The organism is Streptomyces sp., from assembly GCF_050698815.1.
In the GTDB taxonomy this organism is placed as follows: domain Bacteria; phylum Actinomycetota; class Actinomycetes; order Streptomycetales; family Streptomycetaceae; genus Streptomyces.
On sequence record NZ_JBOHCV010000795.1, the window covers coordinates 1 to 9,100 of the forward strand.

Sequence of the window (9,100 nt, forward strand, 5' to 3'; positions counted from 1 at the left end):
GATCAAGAGCGCGGCCCGGTTCGAGACCTTTGTGGTGGCGCTGAAGGTCATGGTCGTGCTGGTTGTTGTCCTTGTCGGCTTCTTCTACATCAAGACCAGCAACTTCACCCCTTTCGCGCCGTCAGGGCTGAACGGTGTGATGACCGGAGCCTCGCTGGTCTTCTTCGCCGTGTTCGGTTACGACGCGATGAGCACCGCCGCCGAGGAGTCCAAGGACGCCCAGCGACACATGCCCAAGGCGATCATCTACTCGCTGGCCATCTCGATGGTGCTGTACGTGCTGGCCACCCTGGTGCTGACGGGCATGCAGAAGTACACCGACATCGACAAGGAAAGCGGCTTCTCCACCGCCTTCAAGTCGGTCGGTCTGAGCGGCATCGCCGACGTCATCGCGGTCGGCGCCATCATCGGCATCCTCACCGTGATGTTTACCTTCATGCTCGGCGTGACACGTGTGTGGTTCTCGATGAGCCGTGACGGGCTGCTGCCGAAGTGGTTCGCCAAGACCCACCCCACCCGGCACGTCCCCACCCGCGTCACCTGGATCGTGGGTGTCGCCTCCGCCGTGATCGCCGGGTTCCTGCCGATCGAGGAGGCCGCCGAACTCACCAACATCGGCATCCTGCTGGCCTTCGTCGTGGTCTGCGTCGCGGTGATCGTGCTCCGCTACAAGCGCCCTGAGCTGCCCCGCACCTTCCGCACCCCCTGGATGCCGGTGGTTCCCGCGCTCGGCGTGGCCGCCTCCCTGTGGCTGACCACCTTCCTGACAGCACAGACCTGGGTGCGGTTCGCGATCTGGCTCGCGATCGGCCTGGTCATCTACTTCGGCTACTCCTACCACCGGTCCGAACTCGCGCACCGGCAGGGCCCGCCGGCCGGCAAGGACGTGCCGTAGCGTTGCGCGGGGGACCTTCCTCGCGGAGGGGTGAGGGTCGCCCGTAGAGTGATTGGTTGAACGGCCAATCACTTCTGCCAGGAGGTCCGTCATGGCTGAGCCCGAGGGAAAGGCGCTGGAGGCACTGCGCACCCGGCGGGACGAGCTGCGGTCGCGTCATCTGCGCGAGATCTCCCAGCGGCCCGCCACCACCGCGCGCGGCATCCACCACGTGGCGTTCATCTGCCGGGACGTCGAGGAGACCATCCGCTTCTACCAGGAGCTGCTCGGTTTCCCCCTCGTCGAGATCGTGGAGAACCGCGACTACCGCGGCTCGACCCACTTCTTCTTCGACATCGGCAACGGGAACCTGCTGGGTTTCTTCGACTTCCCCGGGCACGACCATCCCCCCTTCTCCGAGACCCTCGGCGGCGTACAGCACATCGCGCTGTCCCTGGACGTCGAGCGGCAGGCCGCCGCCCGCCGGGCTCTGGACGAGGCGGGTATCGCCTACTCCGGCCCTGACCGGGGTGTGGAAGAGAGCCTGTACCTGCGGGACCCCAACGGAGTGCCGGTCGAGCTGTACTGCGAACGCCTCGGCGTCTTCAACGGCGACAAGATCCTCTGAGCCCGGCCGGGGGGCTCGATCCCGCCCCTACGGGGCCTGTCCGTAAGCCGCCACTCGTGGATACGCTGGCGGCCCCAGGACCCCACGGGGAGGAGCCGCGGACGTGGCGGAGCGCACCATGACCAGCACGACGGTGAGGCCCGACCTCGATCTCACCCACGCCCGGTGGCAGTCGGGCACCCAGGGGATGGGCGACGTGGAGATCGCCTTCATCGAGGGCTACATCGCCATGCGGAACGGCGGCACTCCCGAGGTCCCGGCGGTCATCTTCACCCCGGGTGAGTGGAACGCGTTCGTGCTCGGCGCGCGCGACGGCCGCTTCGACCTCACCTGACGGGCCGCGCGTCGCAGACATCCCGTCGGACGAGCACGCCACACAGCCGCGGGCAACGGGTTGCCGCGCACTGGTCGATCCAGCCGCACCGGCGGCAGCCCGCACGGGGTGCGCCCTCCCGCAGCGCCCCGCGGGAGGCGGTGCGGGGCGCGACGTACCATGGCCGCATGTCGTTCCTCCGCCGCCGCAGTGCCGCCGTGCCCGCAGGTCCTGACTTCGATGTCCTGGCCATGGACCCGACCGACTGGCCCGGCAATCTCGGGGCGGGACTGCTGCCCGCTCCGGACGGCACCTGCCAGGGCGTCTTCCTGCGCTACGACCTCTTCGGCGGCCGTGGGCCGGCCATGATCATCGGCAATCTGCCGGAAGGCTCACCGGCCCGGGAGGTCGCCGACAAGCAGGTGCCTTTCGAAGTGGCCCAGTTGCTGGCGGCGCTGGAGAACGACGAGCCGGTCGAGGTCGTAGGCATCGAGGACGACCCGGTGATGCACGAGGAGAATCTGCTGATCGTGCGGCGGGTGAAGTGCTCGGAGGAGCGCATCTCCTGTGTGCAGTTCGACCGGAGCGACGGCGTGCTGGTCACCATCGCGAGCTGGGACCGCCCCATCACCAGTGATCTCTACGCGCTGCTGAAGCCGCTGCCCCCCGAGCTGTTCCGGCAGTAGTCCCGTCCGCGCCGGTTGACGAGGGCGGTGGCACCATCGTGCACACCGCCCTCGCCGGCACCGTGCGCTCTCAGGGCGCGCTACGAGGACGAGCTGACCACCCGCACGTCGTCGGCCTTCACGAAGGCCACGCGGTGCCCCAGCTGAATCTGGTAGTACTCCAGATCACCGCGCACCACCTTGAAGCGCTCGGCTTTCGGGTCGAACACCTTCGCGAACAGATACTCGCCGCGCTGTTTCGGGCCGGCCGCGTACGCCTGACCCGCCGCGATCTTGTACGGCAGCGGTGAGAGCTTCTGGACGGGCACGTCCGCCGGGTACGCCTCCTCTTCCGGATACGCCCGCCCGTAGACCGGAATCTCGTCCTTGCCGGCCTTGGGCAGGACCAGCTTGCCGCGCGTCGGCACGGCGGTCGGCTGGTCCTCCGGGTTGTGGAACCAGGCGCGCCCGCCGAGATACCAGATGGCGCTCCAGTCCCCCTTGCGCTCCGCCACCGCGTACTGCTGGCCGGTGCTGGCCCGGGCGCCGGTGTCGTTGACGCCGGTCGTCGAGGGCCCACCCCCCGGACGCAGCCCGACATCCTTCACCAGCGGCGAGTCGGCGTCCGGCTCGGTGTGCAGCCTTACCGCACCGGAGCCGTGCGCCGGGCAGGGGTCGCCCGAGCTGTCACACCTGGTGTAGACGGGCTGGTGCTTGTCGTAGTCCGGCCGGATGGTCACCATCCGGCTGTCCGGTCCGGCCTTCGCCGTGAACGGCTTGCCCAGCAGCGCGAAGTAGTGCCGCCAGTCGAAGTAGGGGCCGGGGTCGGTGTGCATCCCGGGGATGTTGGCGCTGGTCACACCCGGTACGTTGTCGTGGCCGATGATGTGCTGCCGGTCCAGCGGAATATCGTGCTTGTCGGCCAGATACTTCACGAGCCGCGCTGAGGTGCGGTACATCGCCTCGGTGAACCAGGCGTCAGGGGCGGTGAGGAACGCCTCGTGCTCCAGTCCCACCGATTTCGAGTTGACGTACCAGTTGCCGGCATGCCAGGCCACGTCCTTGGCGCGTACGTGCTGGGCGATATGGCCGTCGGACGAGCGCAGGGAGTAGTTCCACGACACATACGTCGGGTCCTGGACCAGGTCCAGGACCGTGTCCCAGGTGCCTTCCGTGTCGTGGATCACGATGTATTCGATGGACTGGGACTCGGGGCGCCGTGCGGTGTCGTGGTTACCGTAGTTGGGCTGGCCGTTGTCGTCCGTGTACTCCTCGTGCGGGGCGGGCAGCCACTCGCAGGACACGGTCCTCGGACACTCGGGCCTGACCTTGTCTCCCGACCGCAGTGCCGCGTTCTTAAGGCCGTCCGCCTGCGCGCTGTCCGGCCGCAGGCCCGGGTCTGCCTGCAGGGTGACCCGCTGCCCGGTGTCCGTGGTGCGCGTCTCGCCGGAGCGGAGCACGTCGAACACGTCGTTCGCGAACGTGGCTCCGGTTGCCCGGTCGGCCGCCGCCGGATAGGCGGCCACCGCCCCGAACCAGTCGGCCGGGTCGGAGCTCAGCGGCCGGTCCAGCTTCCGCTGTGCCGCGGCCAGCAGCGCCGCGCCACCGCGCACGTTCGCGGCGGGCGAAGTGCGCAGCTGCTCCCGGGTGAGGCCGGACAGCTCGGCGGCCCGGTCCGCGGTGCGCAGCCGGGCCGGGAGGCGGTCGGTGTCGAGGGCCTTGGCGCGGTGGGAGACGGTACGGACCTGCCGCGCCGTGTCACCGCGGGCATCCTCCGTACCGGAGTGACCGGCGTGCGGCGCGGTCCCGGCGAGCGCCGTGCGGGCGTCGGTGAGGTGCATCGGGCCGTAGCCGCCGGAGACACTGGGGGCGCCGTCGTGGGTGTCCCAGCGCGACTGCAGATACGACACACCGAGCAGCACACTCCGCGGCACCTTGTAGCGCTCCGCGGCATCGGTGAACTCCCGCTGCAGGGCCGAGGTGTCGCGCTGTCCGGCCGTTGCCGGCGGACTGGCGGAGACCAGCGGAAGCAACAGCGCCGCCGCGGCCGCGCCGATGACCGCGGCACGGACCGAGCGGGACGCCCGGCCTCCCGGTGCGGGCCGGCCGAGCGTGCCCCGGCCACGACGTCTTGGGTCAAGGGCGTCAGGAAGGGATCCAGGCAATCCAGGCAATGCGGCCTCCTCGGACGGAGCTCCGTGGCACGCGGGCGCGAGCAGGCCTCAGAGGTACCGTTTGTCCGACCATCCGTCAATCACCCTGTGATGCTGAGAAGTCGCACGTCAGCCGTGCCCCGCGCGTTCCGTCAGGCGCGGCGCCATCGGGGCCTGCGAGGCGTCACCGGTCCAGACCGGTGACGCCCCGCCCGAACGGGATCAGCGGGAAACGAGCTGAGTCACCGCTCACCGCGTGCCGACAGCGGCGCGCACCGCTCGGCGCGCGAGCCCGCAGTCGTCGTGCAGCCGCCGCAGCAGCAGCCGTTGCTCCTCGCCTGTGGACATCGCACCCGGCCGGTCCTGACCGCCCCCGGCCCCCGCCGTGGGTGGCCCGGGGTCCCGCATGGTGCGCTGGACGGCGGTCTCGTACGTACGGATCTCCCGGGTGAGGACGAGCATCAGGTTCACCAGGAACGCGTCCCGCGCAGCCGTGCCCTGGGCCTGCGCGAGCTGGCTGATCTGACGGCGTGCCAACGGCGCGTCCCCGAGCACGGACCACAGCGTCGCCAGGTCGTACCCGGGCAGATACCAGCCCGCGTGTTCCCAGTCGACGAGTGCCGGACCGGCCGGACCGAGCAGCACATTGGTCAGCAGCGCGTCTCCGTGACAGAACTGCCACGGTGTCCCGCCCTGCCCGCCGCCCGCATGTGCGACGCCGTGCAGCAGCTTCTGCAGATCGCCCAGGTCACGGTCGGTCAGCAGCCCCAGTTCGTGATAGCGCCCGAGCCGGGCCGGATAGTCGATCGGCCTGTCGAACATCGACCGCGGCGGCTGCCAGAGGTTGACCTTGCAGACCGCTCCGAGTACCGCACGCAGATCAGCACGGGGAGGAGCCTCGAAGGGATGACGCCGGACGGCCGCCGCCCGGCCCGGCATCCGCTCGATCAGCAGCGTGCAGGCGTCCGGATCGGCGGCCACCAGCCGGGGCACCCGTACCGGCGGCCGATGCCGTACGAACGTGCGATAGGCCGCTATTTCGTGCCGGAACCGTTCGGCCCATGCGGGGGAATGGTCGACCAGGCACTTGGCGACGACCGCGTTCCGGCCGGCGGTGCCGGCCACCAGCACGGAACGGCCGAACCGGCGGAGCACCTGCACCGGGTGGAAATCCGGGCAGATCCGGTGGATCGAGGTGATCGCGGCGCGTAGCTGAGCGCCCTGTGGGCCGGACAAGTCCAGCCTCCCGGAGACGGGTTGAAGTCCGATGCCGCCCGTCAGCCTCGGCGGCCGCGGTGGCCCCGACGGTCCCGGTTGACCACGGACAGCCTGTCCGGAGGCCGTTCGCGGGGTGGGTACGCCCAGGGCGCCGCCGCCGTAGGGCGGGGTGCGTGGCGGCCGTAACCCCGGGACGGCCGGGGACGCCGGGGCCGCTGTGGACGGTGCGGACACGGAGGACGTCGCTGGATGCATGGTGAGCAGGATCCCTTCGTGCGCCGACGGAGGTCGCTGCGCCCTCCCCGTCCGGTGGGCGGCCCGCGCACCCTGGGGAGTGCGTGAAACCGGACCGGGCCGGGGTGGCGCGTTCCTACATGACACCCGGGCGCGGGTGGCACACCATCTGGCGAACCCTGGCGAACCCTGGCGAATGCTCGCAGGGCCGGTGAGCGGCGGTTACTGTCAACTCAGCCGAGAACCTGGGGGCTTGACGTGACAAAGGGACCCAACACCCGCCTCGCGGACCTCTTCGGCCTCTCCGGATGGTCCAAGGGCGAACTCGCCCGGCTCGTGAACCGGCAGTCGGCGGCCATGGGCCACCCGCAGCTGGCGACCGACACCTCGCGGGTGCGGCGTTGGATCGACACGGGGGAGGCCCCGCGCGATCCGGTGCCAAAGGTGCTGGCGGCTCTTTTCACCGAGCGACTCGGCCGTGTCGTGACCATCGAGGACCTCGGGTTCAGCAAGCCGGGGCAAGGTACGAAACGGCGTCAGTCCGGTCTGGACGGTCTGCCGTGGGCGCCCGACCGGACAGCCGAGGTCCTCACCGAATTCACGGGAATGGACCTCATGCTCAACCGACGCGGCTTGGTGGGCGCGGGTGCCGCGCTCACCGCAGGAACGGCACTCTCCACTGCCCTGCACGACTGGATCCGTACGGACCCGGCCCCCGCGGCCGGTGTCCTTCACCCCGACCACACCCGGTACGCCGACCATGCGGCCTTCGACCGCTACGAGGCGGCCCCCGTGGGCTCGCAGGAGATCGAGGCGCTCGAGCACTCGGTCGAGGTCTTCCGTGCCTGGGACGCCGCCCGCGGCGGTGGACTGCAGCGCAAGGCGGTGGTGGGGCAGCTCAATGAGGTGGGCGGAATGCTCGCGTACCACCATCCCGACCGTCTGCAGCGGCGGTTGTGGGGGGTCGCGGCGAATCTCGCGGTGCTCGCCGGGTGGATGTCGCACGACGTGGGGATGGAACCAACGGCCCAGAAGTACTTCGTCATCGCCGCCCACGCGGCTCGCGAGGGCGGCGACCGGGCGCGGGCCGGCGAAGCCGTCTCCCGCGCGGCCCGCCAGATGGTGCATCTGGGCAGGCCCGACGACGCACTCGATCTCATGAAACTGGCCCGCGCCGGCTCGGGCGAGGAGACGCTGCCGCGCACGCGGGCGATGCTGCACACCATCGAGGCATGGGCTCAGGCGTCGATGGGCAGAGGCCAGGCCATGCGGCGGACGCTGGGGGAGGCCGAGGAGCTGTTCGCGTCCGACAAGGGCGATGTACCACCGCCGAGTTGGATGCAGATGTTCGACGAGGCCGATCTGCACGGAATGCAGGCGCTGGCCTTCCGCACTCTCGCGGAGCACGACCCCTCGGCGGCGGGTACGGCGGAGGCGCACGCGAAACGGGCCTTGGAGCTACGGGTCGACGAGCGCCGGCGGTCGAAGATCTTCGACTGGATCTCGCTGGCCTCCGCCTGCTTCATCTCGGACGATCCCGAACAGGCCGACCGGTACGCGCGGCTGGCCCTCGTCAGCATCGGCGAGAACTCCTCGCACCGCACCTGGGACCGGCTCCGCGAGATGTACCGGCTGACCGGGCGGTACGCCGAGCACGCCATGGTCCGGGACCTTCGTGAGGAGATCCAGCAGTCGTTGCCCAGGACGCCCAGGCCGGCCCGGCTGCCCAAGGGGGCGGGATTCCGGGAGGTTTAGCCTGTCCGTCCCCGGTCAGCCGCGCCGCTCAGCCCCGCAGGTAGCGTTCGGCGACCAGTGCGGTTCGAGCGGGTTCGCGAGCGGTCAGGCGTGGACGCGGGCGATCAGCACACAGGCGTCGTCCTCGCGTTCCCGGCCGCCGAACTCCTCGACGACGACGCGCACACACTCCTGTGCCGTACGGGTCGCGGCGAACCGGGCGCCCAAGGCCAGCAACCGCTCGGTTCCGGCGTGCGGTTCGTCCGCCGCCGCTGCCGGCGGGGTGCCGGGCGGAACGAGTCCGTCGGTGTGCAGCACCAACAGGTCTCCGGGCTGCAGCAGTTCGGTTCGCTGCCCGTACGCCGCACCGGAGGTCGCGCCCAGCAGCACGCCCTGGGGCGGGCACAGGATCCGTCCGGCGCCCGCGCGGAAGAGCAGCGGTGCCGGATGTCCGGCCTGGGCCCAGGTGAGCGTGCGGTCGCGGGGCTCGTAGCGGCAGCACACCGCACTGCCCAGTGCGGGCTGCGCGGCGGAGTCGAGCAGTTGGTTGAGGTGACCCATCAGTGCGCCCGGTTCCACGCCGGCGACGGCCATCCCGCGTACCGCTCCCAGCAGCATCGCCATCCCGGAGGTGGCTGCCACGCCGTGTCCGGTGAGGTCACCGGCGGACAGCAGTGTGGCGCCGTCGGGCAGTTCGAGCGCGTCGTACCAGTCTCCGCCGATCAGGGCGCTGGTCGCGGACGGCAGGTAGTGCGAGGCGAGATCCAGTGCCCCCTCGGCGTGACTGCCCGCGTGCGGGACGCGTTGCGCACCCCGCCACGGTGGCAGCACCGACTCCTGCAGTTCTACGGCGACCCGGTGCTCGGTCCGTGCGACGTGCCGCTCCTGACGTGCCGTCTCACCGGTCTCGCGGACGGTGAGTTCGCTGCGGCGCAGTTCGCTGACGTCGCGGAGCACCGTCCACATGGCGGTGGTCCCGCCGTGGTCGTCCAGCACCGGTTCGCCCATCAGATGCAGACTGCGGACGGCGCGGTCCGGGCGCATGATCCGGAACTCCTGGTCGATGGGCCTGCCGTCCACCAGGCAGTCGGTCACCGCGCTCGCCAGCAGCGGCTGGTCCTCGGGGAGCACCCAGGAGGGCAGCTCGTCCAGCGAGAGCGGACCCTCTTCGGGGGGGCGCCCGAAGATGCCGTAGAGCTCTTCGGACCAGGACACCTCGTCGGTGAGCAGATTCCACTCGGCGCTGCCCACCCGGCCGGTCAGCGGAGCGCGCCCGACGCC

8 protein-coding genes are annotated in these 9,100 nt (G+C 70.5%); 5 read left to right on the top strand and 3 right to left on the bottom strand.

What is annotated here, in order from left to right:
- The 4 genes from ACRDP3_RS28475 to ACRDP3_RS28490 all read left to right on the top strand — a co-directional run.
- The coding region (locus ACRDP3_RS28475) for an APC family permease (RefSeq protein ID WP_431519905.1) at positions 1-895 on the top strand (895 nt) is incomplete at its 5' end.
- 91 nt (positions 896-986) lie between these two features.
- On the top strand, positions 987-1,502 hold the full coding sequence (locus ACRDP3_RS28480) for a VOC family protein (protein WP_431519906.1): 516 nt from the start codon (positions 987-989) through the stop codon (positions 1,500-1,502).
- Between the two features lie 118 nt (positions 1,503-1,620).
- Entirely contained in the window at positions 1,621-1,836 is a 216-nt protein-coding gene (locus tag ACRDP3_RS28485) for a DUF397 domain-containing protein (protein ID WP_431519911.1), read from the top strand.
- Positions 1,837-2,003: 167 nt separating this feature from the next.
- Positions 2,004-2,501 (top strand): hypothetical protein, encoded by a 498-nt coding sequence (locus ACRDP3_RS28490; protein ID WP_431519907.1) that lies wholly within the window; start codon positions 2,004-2,006, stop codon positions 2,499-2,501.
- An 80-nt stretch (positions 2,502-2,581) separates the two neighbouring features.
- Here ACRDP3_RS28490 and ACRDP3_RS28495 read toward each other — a convergent pair whose 3' ends face one another.
- Together ACRDP3_RS28495 and ACRDP3_RS28500 are read right to left on the bottom strand one after the other, a co-directional pair.
- A complete protein-coding gene (locus tag ACRDP3_RS28495; protein ID WP_431519912.1) occupies positions 2,582-4,645 on the bottom strand; it encodes an N-acetylmuramoyl-L-alanine amidase in 2,064 nt (687 codons plus the stop codon).
- 237 nt (positions 4,646-4,882) lie between these two features.
- Complete coding sequence (locus ACRDP3_RS28500) at positions 4,883-6,106, bottom strand: aminoglycoside phosphotransferase family protein (protein WP_431519908.1); 1,224 nt, start codon at positions 6,104-6,106, stop codon at positions 4,883-4,885.
- A 237-nt stretch (positions 6,107-6,343) separates the two neighbouring features.
- On the opposite strand from ACRDP3_RS28500, the gene ACRDP3_RS28505 reads away from it, so the two are divergent.
- Positions 6,344-7,840 carry a DNA-binding protein NsdB gene (locus ACRDP3_RS28505; protein ID WP_431519909.1) on the top strand — a complete coding sequence of 499 codons (1,497 nt, stop codon included), beginning with the start codon at positions 6,344-6,346 and terminating at the stop codon, positions 7,838-7,840.
- Between the two features lie 84 nt (positions 7,841-7,924).
- Here ACRDP3_RS28505 and ACRDP3_RS28510 read toward each other — a convergent pair.
- On the bottom strand, positions 7,925-9,100 hold a 1,176-nt coding region (locus tag ACRDP3_RS28510), incomplete at its 5' end, for a PP2C family protein-serine/threonine phosphatase (protein ID WP_431519910.1).